Consider the following 15,567-nt stretch of genomic DNA (forward strand, 5'->3'; position numbering starts at 1 on the left):
GGGGCGGTAGGCCGCCACGGCATGGCGCGAGGCGGCCGTGTGGCGGTAAGGGCGACGGCGTGGACGGCCTGGCGAGGGCCTAGAGCTGAGGAATGACACTCGCCGCGGTCTTGCTGACCGCGCAGCGTACCGCTGCCTAGCCCAAGCCCCTGGCCAGCCGACCGCATGCCGTTCGCCGCGGTCACAGGCCCCCACCTCACCCTCAACCTCAGCCCCGGTACCCATCGCCCCCGGCGAGTACCTGCCACACGACGACGCCCACCGAAGACCAGCAGGCATCCGCCATCGCCTTCCGGCTCGGCCACTGGCAGAGAGGGAACCTGCGCTCGCTCAGCAGACACCCGGGTCGCCTGCCATCCGCTTCGGGCGCGTGCTGACTCCTGATGACCGGGTAAGGCCGCAACGGCCGAACGTCGGCGTTTCGGCCAACTCACCCCCGCTCGCGTGTTCATGCGCGGCAAGGATCGGTGCACTGCACACCTTCGAACAACCGCGGAATTCCGGCGCGCGAAAACCGTCCGAAAGAACACCTGCTCGAACTCAGCGCTGCGTCGTTGAGCACGCCGACGCCATCGCCACACCTCGGGGAGCGAACACATTGACGCAAGTCGAACCAGACAGCGACACGACCGCGACCCTGCCGAGACCGCCGCGGCTGCCCCGACCGAGATCTCGGATGCCGAGCCGCAAGACGAAGAGCTGACCCACTCACGAGGCCACCAGCCCGGACCTGTAGTCCCCCGCCCCAACGTCGAAGGCGAGACGACGCTCATGCCCCCCAGCTCCTCCTCGATCCGCAAGACCGTCGAGGCGTACCTCGGCCGACACCCTGACGAGCGTGACGCCCTGGCCGGCCTGCTAGCCGCACTGGACCGTCCCGTCGACGTGACCGTCCGGACGATGCTGCCCGGGCACGTCACGTGCAGCGCCGTCGTGATCGACCGCCGGTGCCGGGTCCTGCACATCCGCCACCGGGCCACTGGTCTCATGCTCACCCCCGGCGGCCACATCGAGCCCGAGGACCGCACGCTGCTCGCCGCGGCGCTGCGCGAGGTGGCGGAAGAGGCCGGGATCCCGCCCGGGGCCCTGTGCCTGACCCGGCAGACGCTCGGCTCCCCGATCGACATCGACGTCCACCCCATCGACGCCAACCCCGCCAAGGGCGAACCGGCCCACGAGCACTACGACGTCCGCTACGCGTTCTACCTCGCCGAGGAGGAGCCGCCGGCCGTCACCTTGCAGGACGACGAGGTGTCCAGCGCCGAGTGGCTCGCCATGTCGGAGGTCACCTCGCCGACACTGCGCGCGAAACTTCTCCACGCGGGGTTGGACGGACAGCCGGAACCGGTGAACGCCTCCGCCATCATCCACGACGGCCGCGGCCGGTACCTGCTGCACTTGCGGGACGCCAACAAGCCGTGGATCTGGGAGCCCGGGTGCTGGTCGCTGCTCGGCGGCGGCCGGGAGCCGCAGGACCGTACCCTGCTCGACACGGTCCGTCGGGAGCTGCGCGAGGAGGCCGGACTGGCGGTCGCGGACCTGGAGCCGTACGCGGTCGAGCACGTCACCGGCACCGACGGAACCAGGATGCCGATCCAGCTGTTCACCGGCCTCTGGAACGGCGACCCGGCCCGTCTGCCCCTCACCGAGGGCGTGATGCTCGCCTGGGTGCGGCCCGAGAAGTTCCCGCACATGACGATGCTGCCCTCGACCCGGGAACTGCTGGAGCAGCACGCCGCCGATCGTCCTCTGCCCGCCGACGGTCCGACGGCGCCCGCACGGACTGCGGGGTCGGAGGCGCCGTCCGGGACCGTGCTGAACGTGGTCGGTGTCCACCTCTACTTGGAGCGGGACGATCATGTCCTGCTGGGCCTACGGCATCCGGACTCGGCATACGCGGGCGGTTCCTGGCATGTGCCGGCGGGTCACTGCGAGGCGGAGGCCGCGAGTGCCTGCCTCGTGAGGGAGGCGGATGAAGAGGCGGGACTGGTCATCGAGCCGGCCGACGTCGAGCTCGTCCACACCGTGCACATGCGTGAACGGCCCACGGACCCACCCCGGGTCCAGCTCTTCTTCCGTGCCCGCCGCTGGGTGGGTGAGCCGACGCTGCGGGAGCCCGACAAGTGCGTGTCCTGGCGGTGGTGGAACGTCAAGGACCTGCCCGAGTCGACCGTCGACTACACCCGAGCGGCCATCGAGGGCATCCAGGCGGGCCGTGCCTATACGGAACTGGGATGGACGCGGTGACCGGATTCGACTCGATGGGGGCCGCGTACGCCGCCCACTCCGACAGCGCGCGGGGCCGCCTGCGGCACGACCTGGTGGAACGCCGACTTCTCGGCGAGCTCCCGGCCACGCCCGCTCGGATTCTGGACGTCGGCTGCGGGAATGGCGAGATGACGCTGCGCCTCGCCGCGGCCGGCCACCAGGTGACCGGTGCCGATCCGTCCGCCACCATGCTGGCGGCCGCGGCCGACCGTCTCGCGGCCCGGCCCGAGCTCGCCGGCCGCGTCCGGCTCGTCAACGCCGGCTTCGAGTCCGTTTCCTGGGACGGGGAGCTGTTCGACGCGGTGTGCTGCCACGGCGTGCTGATGTACCTGGACGATCCTCGTGAGGCGGTCGCCCGGCTGGCAGGGCTCGTCGCGCCGGGTGGCCTGCTGAGCATCGTCGCCAAGAACCGTCGGGCCCTCGGCGTACGCGAGGCTCTCGTCGGCGACTCCGAGACCGCGCGCCGGCTCATCGTGTCCGGAGTGGACCGGAGCGTCGGCAATCTCGGCCGGGAAACCCGCGGCGATGACCCCGACGTCCTCGACCGGCTCACCGCCGAGCACGGGCTGAGTCCGCAGCCGTGGCAGGGCGTGAGGATCTTCCACGACCATCTCGACGACACGTGGGCTCCGGATCCGGCCGCGTACGCGGCGGCACTGGAGCTGGAGTGGGCCGCGTCCTCGCAAAGCCCCTACCGGGACATGGGTCACCTCGTGCACACCCTGGCTCGCCGGCCGGAGCGGAGTCGATCGTGACGCACACCAGCGCAGTCCGCGGCACGGCTGCAAAAGGCGCGGCCGCCCTTCCTCTGCGCACCAACAAGTCCTTTCGCGCGTACTGGTTCGGCGAGGCGGTGACCCTCGCGGGGTCCTCGGTCCACGGCGTAGCGCTGCCGGTGATCGCGGTGCTGGAGCTGGACGCCTCCCCCGGCCAGGTGTCGCTGCTGGTCGCCGCAGCGACGGTTCCCGCGTTCGTGCTCGCGCTGCCCGCCGGGGTGGCCGGCGACCGGTACCCGAAGAAGAAGATCATGATCGGCACGGATCTCGCCGCGGCCGCGCTGGTGTCCGCAGTGCCGGTCTGCTGGGCCGTTGGTGTCCTGTCCGTGCCCGTGCTCTACGCGGTCGCCCTGCTGCTGGGGGCACTGACCGTGCTGCACCAGGCCGCGTCGATCGCCGTCGTGCCCGAGCTCGTCGCCCGCGCCCACATGCATCCGGCAAACGCGCGGATCGCCGGCGCGTTCTCCCTGGCGGACACGGCCGGTACCTACGGCGGCACCCTCGTCGTGGGCCTCCTCGGCGCGGTCCGGGCACTGTGGCTGGACTCCCTCTCGCATCTGGTCAGCGCCTGGTGCGCCTCCCGGATCCGGCCCAGCACGGCACGACGGGCGGCGGCCGCCCGGTCCGCGCGGATGGGCGCCGCGATCCGCGAGGGGGTCCGCTACGTGATGCGCGATCCGATACAGCGTCCCCTTGTGCTCTCGCTCGCCGGTCTCGCCTTCGCCGACGGGATCGTGACGACGTACTTCGCGTACACGCTGCTGACCCGGCTCGAATCCGGCAGCACCGGTCTCGGCCTCGTCATGGGTGTCACCGCCGCCGGCGGCCTCGCGGGAGCGGTGGTCGCCACCCGCCTCGTGGAACGGTTCGGACCGGCGCGCATGCTGCTGACCGGGTTCCTCGCCTACGCCGTGTGCGGCGTGCCCCTTCTCGTCGCCCGGCCGGAACCGGTGTGGCTGGGCGTGATCGCGGCCGCCGGCGCACTGAGGACATCGGCCGCGGTCGCGGCGGGCACGACACAGCGGTCCCTGCGCCAGCAACTGTGCCCTCCCGAGCTGCAGTCCCGCGCGCAGCAGACCTCCGTCTGGCTGGCCACCGGACTGCGCCCGAGCTGCCCGCTCTGGCCACCGCGATCGAGCGCCGGGGATGGACGGTCGCGGACAGCCCTGGCACTTGACGGTTCTGCGGACCCCAGCGTCCCAGGCGCTCAGCCAGCGGCTGCGGGCCTCGCCTGGCCGGGCAGGTCCCGAACACACAGCGGCCCCAGGTGAGGAAGCCAGAGGCACCCGAGGAGGCGCCGCTGCTCGATGTGCAGCGGGCCCTGGACGTCGCGGAGAACCCGGAGACGCAGCTGTGCACGCTGTGCGGGTGCGCGCAGGAGCTGACGCCGCTGCTGCGCGGGCGCTCGCCGTGCAGCTGGGCCTGCGCGGCTACCGCGCCCGGTCGGCGTCCTGTCGCCGAAGGCCGTCGAGGATGACGTTCATCAGTGGCCGTGCCGTGGTTTTCCATTCATTCCGTTCCAGGCGGCTGAGGTAGGCGATGAGCAGGAGGACCCCGTGGGCGTCCACGTCCGTGCGGATGGAACCGGCCGTTTTCCCGGCATCCAACAGGTGGGCGAGGGCGCCTTCGATGGGGTTGTGGCTGTGGGCGACGAGGTCCTGCCACGCCGTCGGCTCGAGCGCTGCCAGGACGCCGCGTTTGATCTCGGCGTAGTCGATCACTCGGTCGAGCCAGTGACGCAGGGCTTCCACGGGCCTGTGTTCCGCCAGCAGAGCAGGGGCGGCGGTAACGAGTTCTTCGACGTCGCGCCGGTAGACCTCGGCGAGGAGCGCTTCGCGGTTGGGGAAGTTCCGGTAGAGCGTTCCCTGTCCTACACCGGCACGTTTGGCGATCTCCTTGAGGTGGACGTGGGGGGACTCGGCGAGGGCTGCGCGGGCGGCCTCCACGATGCGGGTCCGGTTCCGCGCCGCATCCGGACGGCGTGCTGGCGCGCTCATGGGCATCTCCTGATGTTCGGGCATTGCAAGTGGACACGTGTCCGGTAAGGTGGAACGCACACCGGACACGTGTCCACTTTAGTTGGAGGCAGCAGTGCTCTCTCTTCACGACAAGATCGTCGCCATCACCGGAGCGAGTGGCGGCATCGGGGAAGCCACGGCCCGTCTGCTCGCCCGGCGCGGCGCCGCGGTCGTCCTCGCAGCCCGCCGGAGCGAGCGTATCGACGCCATAGCGCAGGACATCCGGGAGGAGGGGGGCCGTGCTGCCACGTGCGTCGTCGACGTCACCAAGGCCGAAGACCTGCAGCGCTTGGTCTCCACCACCATCGACCAGTACGGGCGTATCGATGTGCTGGTGAACAACGCCGGCATCGCCCCGATCAGCCCGCTGGCCGACCTCGACACCGAAGGCTGGTCGGCCATGATCGATGTCAACCTTCGCGGCATGCTCAACGGCGTCGCCGCCGCGCTGCCCGTCTTCCGCGAGCAAGGGGCGGGCCACCTGGTGAGCATCGTCTCGGTGGCCGGCCTGTACGGCGCGTCCCCCACGATGGCTGTCTACGCGGCGACCAAGAACGCGGTCCGCACCGTCCACGAGGGGCTGCGCAGAGAGTCCACCGACGGGGTGGTGCGCACGACAGCCATCTCGCCGGGATACGTCCGCACCGATCTCGCCGACTCCATGACAGACCCGCGTATCCGCGAGCAGACGCGCAAGCACATGGACGTGGCGGGCATCCCGCCGGCCGCGGTCGCCCGCGCGGTGGCCTTCGCCCTCGAGCAGCCCGGCGACGTCGAGATCGGCGAGATCAACGTCCGTCCCACAGCCCAGGCATGACACTTGCCACCCCGGACTCCCCGAGCCTGCCCTCGGACAGCCACACGAGACCAGCACCACCACCGCTGCGGTGCCGATTTCAGCGTCACCCGAAGATGTCCGGACAAGGAGATCCACGGCCGCTACGCCTTCACCCGACCTGCCGCGCTCTCGAACGCCGTCAAGCCTTCCTTGCCGTCCTGGGCGGCTGCCCGTGCTTGGGTGATGGCGATATGAGGAACTGGATATGAGGAACTGGCAGAGCCCGCGTTCGTTGATCCGGCCATGACCGTTTCCCTTGACGGCCAGGCTCGGTCCCTCCTGGTTGACGCCGCCGGCCTGGTAGCGGCGGCGGAGGTGACTGGATGGAGTCCGCAGGCCGCAGAGCCCCCAGCCACCACCGACAGCACGCTGGACCAGCTCGGCATGCGCTGGTACCCCCGACCGGACATGGAATCGAAAAGGGGGTAACAGGTGGTTGACCGGGTGCGTCTGGTCCGGGTCAGCGCTGACGCCCCGCGTCTGGTCTGGGAGTTGCACACGCAGACCGAGCGGGTCGCTTACCTCGACGCCCTGGACGGCGACCTGCTGTGGGTGAGCCACATCGGAGTCGATCCGCGCTACCGGCGCCTTGGGCACGCCACATGGCTGCTGCACGCCGTGCTGGCGCACGCTCCAGCCACACCCGTTGGTCTGACGGCAGCACCCTTTCCCTCCTGGCGCCAGCCAGGGCTGCTGCACGACGACCTGCGCACCTGGTACACACGCCACGGTTTTTACCCCGAGCCCAGCTCGCAGGATCCCTACCGCATGATCCGACCCGCCATGCTGCCTGGGGCGGCGCGCGACGGCTCCGGCTGCGGCGAGGAAGAACGCATCGAACTTTGGGCCGGGGGGCGAGGGCGGGCGTAAGCCGCCGGGCATCGCGGTGCGCGCCCACCGACGCACGGCACGGACGGAACAGCGGCCCGGCCGGGGCAGCCGGGGCAGCCGGGACGCGGCCCGGCAGGCCGCGGACACGGACGGCCCACGCCACGCGTACGGGCAGCGGCAGGCAGCGGCACCCGGGGGGCGGGGGCGGACGGTGGAGGGGCCGGACCGTGCGCGGCACGGCCTCCCGGCACAACACCGCACGCCCCCGCCCGACGCAGCTCGGGCGGGACAGCGGCACGCGGCCCGGCCGGCGAGCGCAGACACGGGCACAGCGGCCGCACGGCGAGGGGCCGGGGGGCAACCGGGCGACGGCCGACGGGGCCGGTCAACGACCCAGCAACGAAGCAAGCATTGAGGGAGCGGCGCGTCCTGTGGTGTCCACGCTCAGGTGCCCCCTCGTCGCGGCCCCGCCGCGGCAGGCGCGGGCCGGCGCCTGCCGGCTAGCGCTCCTGATCGAGTCCAAAGACGTCACCGAGCGCAGCGGAACAGCGCCCGGCCCGGGGCCGCAGCCGGTGCCGTCCGCGACGGCGGGCGCGCGCGGGGACCACGGATGAGGCCACCGCCCGCCCGGGCCTGTAAAGCTCGCGCGGCTGCGCGGCCGACTGCGGGCGACGAAGGGGCGGCCCACCTCCCAGTCCCCCGCACGACCAGACGGCCCCAGGGGCATACCCGTCTCGGCAAGCACCCTGCACCGCCCCCCTGAACGGACGTCTTCCCACCCACTACACCGCCCCCCGCATGCGCCCAGGGCGCGGGCCCGCCTCCTGGCTGGCGGCAGACGCGCAAGGCGGAGAGGCCCTCGAACACCGACGTACGGGCAAGGGCGCGGAGCCGTCCGCCTGCGTGATCGACGCTCAGAGCGTGAAAAACTCCATCAGTGTTCCGGCCGCCGGACAGGGCACGGACGCGGCGAAAAAGATCGTGGGCCGCAAGCGGAGCATCGTCACCGACACTCTCGGACTGCTGCTGGCGGTACTCGTCACCGCGGCGAGCGTGCAGGACTCCGTCGCTGGCACCGACCTGATCGACCAGGTGGCCGCCGCACAACCTGCTATCCGCAAGGTCTGGGTGGACGGCGGCTATCGACAGCACTTCGTCGAGCACGCCGCCACCCTCGGCATCGACATAGAAATCGTCCAACGCACGCCCGGAAAGAAGGGATTCAGCCCGCTGCCCAAGCGTTGGACCGTGGAGCGGACCTACGGCTGGCTGATGCTCCACCGCCGCCTGCCCCGCGACTACGAAACCCTGCCTGCCCGCTCCGAAGCCATGATCCAGCTGGCTATGACCGACCTGATGGCCCGCCGCCTCACGGCGAAGCAACCATCTCCTGGCGCGACCCGACACGACGGGATCAAACACTCATTCCGGGATGAAAAATCGGGAGAAAACGACCTCTAACTGATCGTTTCAAAATTAGGTGCTCAGGCTGCTGAGGTAGACCGGGCTGCTGGCCAGGTCGAGCAGTTCCAGTGGACTAGCGTGTCGACCATGTGGACGGACGACTGGTTGACGGACACCCGAACCTCCTACGACACAGTCGCGGTTGGCTACGCCGACTTCGTGCGTGATGCCATCGGCCGGCTGCAGTACCTGCGCGCGGCTCTGACGTTGTTCGCCGACAGCGTGCTCGCCGCGGGCGGCGGGCCGGTGGCGGACATCGGCTGCGGCCCCGGACACGTCACCGCCCACCTGCACGCTCTTGGCGTCGATGCCTTCGGCATCGACCTATCTCCCGGGATGGTCGCCGTGGCTCGGCGCGACCATCCCGACCTGCGGTTCCAGGTGGGCTCGATGACGGACCTGGACCTGCCTGCCGCGTCAATGGCCGGATTGCTGGCCTGGCAGTCGTTGATCCACATCCCCGACGACGAGATGCCGTCTGTGATCGGGCACTTCCATCGGGCACTGCGGCCGGGTGGACCGCTGCAGCTCCTGTTCCACGTCGGCGACGAATCACAACTGAAGACCGAGGGTTACGGTGGCCATCCGATGAAGGTCCATGTCCACCGTCGTCAGCCGGGCCAGGTGGCCGCCTGGCTGCGCGACGCTGGGTTCGAGGTCGAGGCCCAGATGCTGCTGGCCCCCGAGGAGAAGGCTTCGCAAGCGATTCTCTTCGCACGGCGTAGCTGATCGTCGAAGAGCGCGTTGCGCTGCGGGTCTCGTGTCCGGCGATCTCGGTCGGCAGGGTGTACGCGTGCGTGCTGATCTTGTTCCTGACGACCTGTGGGAGCGGGTGGCTCCACTGTTGCCTCCCCCTCCCGAACGGCGCCACCGCTACCCGGGCAGACTACGTGTTCCCGACCGGGCGGCCCTCACCGGTGTCATGTACGTGTTGAGGACCGGCGTCGCCTGGCGCGACGTCCCCACGGAGACCTTGGGCTGCTCAGGGGTGACGGCCTGGCGCCGGCTGCGGGACTGGACGGAGGCTGGCGTATGGCCCCGGCTGCATGCCACTTTGCTGACCGAGCTACGCCGCGCCGACCTGCTGGACTTGGACGACTGTGCTGTGGACGGTTCGCATGTCCGCGCACTCAAAGGGGGGACCACGTCGGGCCTTCACCCGTTGACCGCGCCCGTGCCGGCTCCAAACATCACCTGATCGTCGACCGCCACGGAACCCCACTTGCCGTCACGCTGACCGGCGGGAACCGGCACGACGTCACCCAGCTTCTGCCGCTGCTGGACGCATTCCCATCGATTCGCGGCCTTCGAGGACGGCCCCGCAGTAATCCCCGCCGCTTGTATGCCGACCGAGGCTACGACTTCGACAAGTACCGCTGCCTGGTGCGGAAGCGTGGCGTCAAGCCGATGATCGCCCGACGCGGCGTCTCCCACGGTTTCGGACTGGGCAGAGTCCGTTGGGTGGTCGAGCGTGCCTTTGCCTGGCTGCACCAGTTCAAACGGCTTCGCATCCGCTACGAACGGCGCGCCGATCTCCACCAGGGCCTACTACAACTGGCCTGCAGCCTCATCTGCATCCGCCGCCTGCGCACCTCATTCTGAAACGATCAATAAGGATCCGCACCGCACTGACCGCTTCAGGTGACACGAAAGACCGGCCAGCCGATCTCGGTGCGCCATGCGGCGGGATCGCTGGTGTCACGGGGGCCGACAACGTAGCGCTCCCGCACCGGCCCGGCCACCGACATCGCGTTCTCCACCACCCAGGTCCCAAGTTCGCCGTACGTGACCTCGATGCCGTCGTGCTCGCCGACGTGGGTGGTGACGGCCAGCTCCGCGGCCGGCAGGATCGTGGGGTGCACGCGTCCGGTGCGAGGTGGTGCATCGGTCGGCAGGTAGACGAGCGCGTGACCGCGCTCCTGCTCGAAAAGGGCGTTGTCGTAGTTGCCGCCCGGCGGTCCGGTCACGGCGGCGCCGACGGCCGCCTCCAATTCGGCCATCGCGCCTGCGTACCAGGTCGCGATGTCACGATGCCCGACTACGGCCTCCACCGCCGCGACCGTCCGGGCGGGCTCCGCACGCAGCTCGACGTTGATCGGCGCTGGGTCGGGCCGGAGCAGGCGGCGCAGCGACACGACCGCGGCGCGGGTGCGGTCGAGCTCGTCCTCGAGGCGTTGCAGGTGGTCCGTTACCAGGGCCGCGCGGACACCGGGGTCAGGGGTCCGCAGGATCCGCTGCACATCGCCCAGCGGGACGTCGAGCTCGCGGAGCCGGTTGATGACCTGCGCGGTCGGGATTTGGTCGACGCTGTAGTAGCGGTAACCGGTGGTCTCGTCCACCACGGCGGGTTCCAGCAAGGCCGCCTCGTGATACCGGCGCAGGGTCCGCACACTCAAGTGGGTCAGCCGCGAAAACTCTCCGATGGTCAGCACCCCCTCATTCTGAACCCTCTCCCTGGGGGAGAGTCCACGGCTTGACCCTCCCGCCCCGCGAGGTCACACGGTGGGCTCATGACACAGCACACCGATCTTCCGTCCGATCTGCTCCCGACCACCGTGCGCGAGTTCTTCGCCGCCCACATCGTCCGCGACGCCGACACCGCATCGTCGTTCCTCGCCGAGGATGCGGTGATCGTCGACCAGGACGAGACCTTCCGCGGCCGAGAGGAGACCTACGCGTTCCTGCGGGACGCCGGATCCGAGTTCGAATACACGACCGAGCAGATCGGCGTTCACCGCGTCGATGACGCCCACTGGGTGGTAACCGTGCGGCTCGAGGGCACCTTCCCTGGGGGCGTCGCCGAGCTCGACTACCGGTTCGCACTGCGTGACGACCTCATCGCCGAACTCGTCATCGCCAACCACCCAGCCTGACCGAACCCGCACCACCTCGATCTTCAGTGGAGAGAAAAATGTCTAGTTCAGATCGCGATCGTCTCGACGGTCGCCGGGCGCTGGTCACGGGCGGTTCGAAGGGCTCGGGCAAGGCCGTCGTAGAGAGACTGCGAGAGATGGGTGCCGACGTGTGGACCACGGCACGCACTATGCCCGGCGGCTACGAGCGCCCCGACCGATTCATCGAGGCGGACACTTCCACGGTGGGCGGTGTAGAGGTTGTGGTGTCCAAGATCTCTGAGGGAGGTGCGCTGGACATCCTGGTGCACGTTGTCGGAGGGTCGTCAACCCCACCTGGCGGGTTCGCGGCAGCGACTGAGGAGCACTGGCTGGCGGAACTCAACCTGAACCTCCTGGGAGCTGTCCGACTGGATCGAGCGCTGCTGCCAGCAATGGTGGAGGCCGGATCAGGAGTAGTTGTCCACGTCACGTCGATCCAGCGTCAGATGCCGTTGCACGACGCGACGTTGCCGTACGCGTCAGCGAAGGGTGCGTTGCGTACGTACAGCAAGGGTCTTGCGAACGAACTCGCGCCACGAGGAGTGCGAGTAAACGCTGTCAGCCCCGGGGGGATTCAGACCGGAGCGTATGAGGGCTTCATCGACCAGCTCGCCGAGGGTAACGGACTGACCCGCGAGGAGGCGAAGCAGAGCCTGATGGATTCCCTCGGAGGGGTTCCACTCGGAAGGTTCGCAACGACGGAAGAGGTTGCGGATCTGGTCGGCTTCCTTGTGTCGGACCGAGCCTCATCCATTGTGGGCGCGGAGTACGTCATTGACGGCGGCACTGTCCGGACCGTCTGAGCCAGGCACCGGCTCCGAGTAGCCACTCGCGAACAGCTCGATCCGACGGCGGAACCCCCTCCTTCACACGGAGAACTCTCAGACGCTGCTGCAACACCGAGAAGCGCGTCGACGACGCCGTCGTCGCGCTTCCGGCGCTCGCCTGGTCGTCACGATCGTGCCGCGCGTCTCCAGACGGCTGCGCGTCACCAGTTCACGTGTCGAGCGCTCAGGTTGCCCCACCAGATGGCGGGCCGCATCGGTCACGTGACATGTGCCGATGCCCCGTGAGCTGGGGCAGGCGGACACCCGGTCGACCACCGCGAGGAGAACACATGACCACGCAAATCACGGACCTGTCATCCCCCCAACCGGTCGGACCGCCTCCGCCCTTCGACCCGGAGCTCGCTCCCGTCCTTGAGATCCTGACCAGCCTGCGCTCCCCCGACGCGTACCGTTTGGACAACATCGTTGAGATGCGCAAGCCCGTCCCCGGGGTGGAGACCCCGACCGACGAGATCCTTTCGCGCGGTGGCACCTACAGCGTGGAGGAGCGGACGGTGCCAGGGCCGGACGGGGAACCGGACATCTCGCTGCTCATCTGTCTCCCGAAGCATGCGACGACCCCGACCCCGGCGCTTTACCACATCCACGGCGGCGGCATGATCGTCGGAGACAACCGGTTCGGCCTCGTCGAGATGTTGAACCTGGCCGAGCCGATGGGCATGGCCGTGGTTTCGGTCGAGTACCGGCTCGCACCCGAGACACTCCACCCGGGCCCCGTCGAGGATTGCTACGCGGGTCTGGTGTGGGTGTCGGATCACGCCCACGAGCTCAACATCGACCCTGAACGCATCATCATCGGCGGTGCGAGCGCCGGCGGCGGCCTCGCGGCAGGGGCCACCTTGATGGCACGCGACCGCAACGGCCCGGCAATCCTGGCCCAGCTGCTCCTGTCGCCGATGCTTGATGACCGCAACGACTCGCCCTCTACTCAGCAGATGCGCGGCGTCGGTATCTGGGACAGCTCCTCGAACGAGACCGGATGGAACGCGCTTCTCGGCGACGGCGTCCGCGGAGGACCGGACGTGTCCCCGTACGCTGCGCCTTCCCGTGCGGCAGACCTCTCTGGCCTGCCGCCCACGTTCATCGACGTCGGGTCGGCCGAAACGTTCCGGGACGAGGACGTCGCCTACGCAAGCCGCATATGGCAGGCGGGCGGCCGCCTCGAGCTGCACGTCTGGCCCGGTGGGTTCCACGGGTTCGACGTCGTGGTCCCTCACGCCGTGATGTCGCAGGACGCCATCGCCGCCCGAGTGGCATGGCTGCGCCGTCAGCTCTAGGTCTGACACGCAGCCTCGGCCAGGTAATCGGTACTTGTACGTTCAAGCCTGCAGCGTGGTCCTGGGCGTAGCGCCGCAGCGGTGGTCTGGTCGTGGCCCGTCGGTGTGGAGGGGGTGATGCGGCGCCGGCGGTATCAGGTGGCGGGCGTTGCGTCGGGGGGCGGGGGGTTGTGTACCTGGCCGGCGGCCACCCGGCGATCAGGCTGCCGGTCCACCGGATCGTCGCGCACTCCGGCGACCGCACACGGCGCGGGACCGAGGAGGTACCTGCCCACGAACCGGTGGAGGAACTCTGACGACGCTGCTGCAGTCTTCACAGCGGCGGCTTCGGCTGCCTATGCCACGGTGCGGGACCGGGACGGCGGATCCCGGCCCCGCACCGTGAGACTCTCACCCGGCCTCCCCCGGGCCACGGTGGTGAGCAGGCCGCAGCGGGGGGGATGGCAGCCATGAATGTGTCGCAGACAGGCACGAATCGGCAGGATCTATAGGCGCTGCCCACGATCGACGGTGAAGATCCACCATCGCCGGATGCAGCCCGGCATGGTCATCGGCTTGGCCCCCCACGGGCCCGTACGGAACCGTAAGCCGCGGGGGTGCCCATGAGAATAGCGAAAGAAGACGCCCCCTCGCTATGGATCAGACGGCCACGTGAAGCCATCCCTTCGCGGATCGACACCACGCTCACGCCCAGCAGGGGGCTCTGGTTGCAGGACGTGTGCCAAGCCCATCAGGGGACGCGTAGCGGCAAGCTCCCGTGTGGAGCTGTGGACGCTGACCATCACCTCAGGTCCGTGCCGCCCCGGAACGCCCCCGGCGTCACGCCCGTCCGCAGCCGGAAGAATTTGGTGAAGTCGCTGGTGTCGACGAAGCCGAGGCGGTCCGCGACCTGTTTGGCCGTCAGGCCGCTGTGCCGCAGCAGTCGCTTGGCCTCCAGCAGCACCCGGTCGTCGACGTACTGCTTGGCCGTGCGGCCGGTCGCGGCGGACGTGGCCCGGGTCAGCGTGCGCGGACTGTAGCCGAGTGCCACCGCGTAGTCCTGCACGCGGCGGGTCATCGCATGGTCTCGCTCCACGGCCGCGTGGAAGCGGCGGAACACCTCGGACGAGGCGGCGGCCCGTGGTGCCGGACCGCGGGCCTGCGCGAGACGCATCACCAGGACGGACAACAGGGCGCGCAGCACTTCGGTGTGTGTCTCGAGCGGCAGCGAGGCCAGCTGTCCGTACTCGTATCCGAGATGGTCGAGGGCTCGGCGCACGCCCTCGGCGTCCGGGCCCTCGGGCGTGAGCGGCCGCTGCTCGTACGGCGGGTCCATGTGCGCCGCCGCCACGGTCGCGGGCGGCAGGAATCCCGCTTCGAACAGGATGATCACCCCGTCCGCGGCCCTCAGGTCCGGGCCGAACCGCTGTACCTGTCCCGGCCGGATCCACAGCCACGATCCCGGCCGCAGTTCGTACTCGACGAAGTCCACCGCCATCAACAGCGGCCGGTCGCGGGCGCCGATCAGCTGGTGGAAGGACGGGCGCAGCGGCGCGTACGGGTCGTTGCCGTGGCGGCGTGCCCGCTCGTACAGGGCGGCGAGCTCCATCACCTCGACCCCGGCCGGTGCGCCGACGGCCGGGGTGTAAGCCAGGTCCCTGACGTCCGGCGGCCGATCCTGTCCATTTTTCCCCATCGCGAGTCCCGAGCGTACCGCCACCGCGGCCGGACCGCCTCTTAGCGTGAAAGCACAGGTCAGCAACGTGTGAGGAGTGGTCCTGTGCGGTTGGTCGTGGGAATGACCGGGGCGACGGGCGCCCCGTTCGGTGTCCGGCTCCTGGAGAATCTGCGCGAGCTGCCGGACGTGGAGACGCATCTCGTCCTGTCCCGGTGGGCGCGCACGACGATCGAGCTGGAGACCAGTCTGTCCGTGACCGAGGTGTCCGCACTCGCGGATGTCACGCACCACCCCGACGACCAGGGCGCCACCATCTCATCCGGCTCCTTCCGCACTGACGGCATGGTGATCGTGCCGTGTTCGATGAAGACCCTCGCCGGGATCAGGACCGGGTACGCGGAGGGCCTGGTCGCGCGCGCCGCCGATGTCGTGCTGAAGGAGCGGCGCAGACTCGTCCTGGTCCCGCGAGAGACCCCGCTGAGCGAAATCCATCTGCAGAACATGCTGGAACTCGCCCGGATGGGCGTGCAGTTGGTGCCGCCCATGCCCGCCTTCTACAACCATCCGCGCACCGTCGACGACATCGTCGACCACGTGGTGGCCCGGATCCTGGACCAGTTCGAGCTGCCCGCACCCGCCGCGCGGCGCTGGGCCGGAATGCGCGCGGCCCGCACCGCTGCCCGCGACGCCGCCTGA

The 15,567-nt window shown here is 69.6% G+C and carries 14 protein-coding genes and 1 pseudogene; 12 read left to right on the forward strand and 3 right to left on the reverse strand.

Annotated elements, in window-relative coordinates:
- Positions 1-771: 771 nt before the first annotated feature.
- The 3 genes from AB0946_RS32245 to AB0946_RS32255 are packed head-to-tail and all read left to right on the forward strand — an operon-like array spanning position 772 to position 4,315.
- Positions 772-2,247, forward strand: coding sequence for an NUDIX domain-containing protein (locus tag AB0946_RS32245; protein ID WP_366764217.1), 1,476 nt, complete (start codon positions 772-774; stop codon positions 2,245-2,247).
- Complete coding sequence (locus AB0946_RS32250) at positions 2,235-3,023, forward strand: methyltransferase domain-containing protein (RefSeq protein WP_366764218.1); 789 nt, start codon at positions 2,235-2,237, stop codon at positions 3,021-3,023. Before AB0946_RS32245 ends, AB0946_RS32250 begins: the two co-directional genes overlap by 13 nt.
- A complete protein-coding gene (locus tag AB0946_RS32255; protein WP_366764219.1) occupies positions 3,020-4,315 on the forward strand; it encodes an MFS transporter in 1,296 nt (431 codons plus the stop codon). The genes AB0946_RS32250 and AB0946_RS32255 overlap by 4 nt, the downstream gene beginning before the upstream one ends.
- 159 nt (positions 4,316-4,474) lie before the next feature.
- Here AB0946_RS32255 and AB0946_RS32260 read toward each other — a convergent pair whose 3' ends face one another.
- Positions 4,475-5,041 carry a TetR/AcrR family transcriptional regulator gene (locus AB0946_RS32260; RefSeq protein WP_366764220.1) on the reverse strand — a complete coding sequence of 189 codons (567 nt, stop codon included), beginning with the start codon at positions 5,039-5,041 and terminating at the stop codon, positions 4,475-4,477.
- Between the two features lie 94 nt (positions 5,042-5,135).
- On the opposite strand from AB0946_RS32260, the gene AB0946_RS32265 reads away from it, so the two are divergent.
- From AB0946_RS32265 to AB0946_RS32285, 5 genes and pseudogenes are all read left to right on the forward strand, one after another.
- Positions 5,136-5,879, forward strand: a complete 744-nt coding sequence (locus AB0946_RS32265; RefSeq protein ID WP_366764221.1) for an SDR family oxidoreductase — start codon at positions 5,136-5,138, stop codon at positions 5,877-5,879.
- A gap of 453 nt (positions 5,880-6,332) precedes the next feature.
- Positions 6,333-6,770, forward strand: coding sequence for a GNAT family N-acetyltransferase (locus tag AB0946_RS32270; RefSeq protein ID WP_366764222.1), 438 nt, complete (start codon positions 6,333-6,335; stop codon positions 6,768-6,770).
- Between the two features lie 831 nt (positions 6,771-7,601).
- Positions 7,602-8,167, forward strand: a pseudogene (locus AB0946_RS32275) (transposase); the annotation flags it as partial.
- A gap of 115 nt (positions 8,168-8,282) precedes the next feature.
- Positions 8,283-8,924 carry a class I SAM-dependent methyltransferase gene (locus AB0946_RS32280; protein ID WP_366764223.1) on the forward strand — a complete coding sequence of 214 codons (642 nt, stop codon included), beginning with the start codon at positions 8,283-8,285 and terminating at the stop codon, positions 8,922-8,924.
- Between the two features lie 64 nt (positions 8,925-8,988).
- Positions 8,989-9,797, forward strand: a protein-coding gene (locus tag AB0946_RS32285; protein ID WP_366764224.1) for an IS5 family transposase whose coding sequence is annotated in 2 segments (ribosomal slippage) — positions 8,989-9,328 and positions 9,328-9,797 — 810 coding nt in all. Because the reading frame shifts where the segments join, the coding sequence is not laid out codon by codon here.
- Between the two features lie 35 nt (positions 9,798-9,832).
- Here AB0946_RS32285 and AB0946_RS32290 read toward each other — a convergent pair.
- Complete coding sequence (locus AB0946_RS32290) at positions 9,833-10,627, reverse strand: MerR family transcriptional regulator (RefSeq protein WP_366764225.1); 795 nt, start codon at positions 10,625-10,627, stop codon at positions 9,833-9,835.
- 78 nt (positions 10,628-10,705) lie between these two features.
- Between AB0946_RS32290 and AB0946_RS32295 the strand changes: the two genes are divergently transcribed.
- From AB0946_RS32295 to AB0946_RS32305, 3 genes are all read left to right on the forward strand, one after another.
- Positions 10,706-11,068, forward strand: coding sequence for a nuclear transport factor 2 family protein (locus tag AB0946_RS32295; protein ID WP_366764226.1), 363 nt, complete (start codon positions 10,706-10,708; stop codon positions 11,066-11,068).
- 38 nt (positions 11,069-11,106) lie between these two features.
- Positions 11,107-11,892: an SDR family oxidoreductase gene (locus AB0946_RS32300; protein ID WP_366764227.1), complete on the forward strand. Its 786-nt coding sequence runs from the start codon at positions 11,107-11,109 to the stop codon at positions 11,890-11,892.
- 314 nt (positions 11,893-12,206) lie between these two features.
- Positions 12,207-13,214: an alpha/beta hydrolase gene (locus AB0946_RS32305; RefSeq protein ID WP_366764228.1), complete on the forward strand. Its 1,008-nt coding sequence runs from the start codon at positions 12,207-12,209 to the stop codon at positions 13,212-13,214.
- A 781-nt stretch (positions 13,215-13,995) separates the two neighbouring features.
- On the opposite strand, the gene AB0946_RS32310 is transcribed toward AB0946_RS32305, so the two are convergent.
- Positions 13,996-14,889: a helix-turn-helix transcriptional regulator gene (locus AB0946_RS32310; RefSeq protein ID WP_366764229.1), complete on the reverse strand. Its 894-nt coding sequence runs from the start codon at positions 14,887-14,889 to the stop codon at positions 13,996-13,998.
- 84 nt (positions 14,890-14,973) lie between these two features.
- On the opposite strand from AB0946_RS32310, the gene vdcB reads away from it, so the two are divergent.
- The gene (gene vdcB / locus AB0946_RS32315) at positions 14,974-15,567 is read left to right on the forward strand and encodes a non-oxidative vanillic acid decarboxylases subunit B (protein WP_366764230.1); all 594 of its coding nucleotides are present in this window, start codon (positions 14,974-14,976) and stop codon (positions 15,565-15,567) included.

The sequence above is a fragment of the Streptomyces sp. NPDC046870 genome, from assembly GCF_040704595.1.
GTDB classification, from domain to species: domain Bacteria; phylum Actinomycetota; class Actinomycetes; order Streptomycetales; family Streptomycetaceae; genus Streptomyces; species Streptomyces argyrophylli.

What these genes read in the sequence shown, in the direction of transcription:
- AB0946_RS32245 (WP_366764217.1), top strand. Translation starts at nt 772, where the DNA reads ATGCCCCCCAGCTCCTCCTCGATCCGCAAGACCGTCGAGGCGTACCTC.
- AB0946_RS32250 (WP_366764218.1), top strand. Translation starts at nt 2,235, where the DNA reads ATGGACGCGGTGACCGGATTCGACTCGATGGGGGCCGCGTACGCCGCC.
- AB0946_RS32260 (WP_366764220.1), bottom strand. Translation starts at nt 5,041, where the DNA reads ATGAGCGCGCCAGCACGCCGTCCGGATGCGGCGCGGAACCGGACCCGC.
- AB0946_RS32280 (WP_366764223.1), top strand. Translation starts at nt 8,283, where the DNA reads ATGTGGACGGACGACTGGTTGACGGACACCCGAACCTCCTACGACACA.
- AB0946_RS32295 (WP_366764226.1), top strand. Translation starts at nt 10,706, where the DNA reads ATGACACAGCACACCGATCTTCCGTCCGATCTGCTCCCGACCACCGTG.
- AB0946_RS32300 (WP_366764227.1), top strand. Translation starts at nt 11,107, where the DNA reads ATGTCTAGTTCAGATCGCGATCGTCTCGACGGTCGCCGGGCGCTGGTC.
- AB0946_RS32305 (WP_366764228.1), top strand. Translation starts at nt 12,207, where the DNA reads ATGACCACGCAAATCACGGACCTGTCATCCCCCCAACCGGTCGGACCG.
- AB0946_RS32310 (WP_366764229.1), bottom strand. Translation starts at nt 14,889, where the DNA reads ATGGGGAAAAATGGACAGGATCGGCCGCCGGACGTCAGGGACCTGGCT.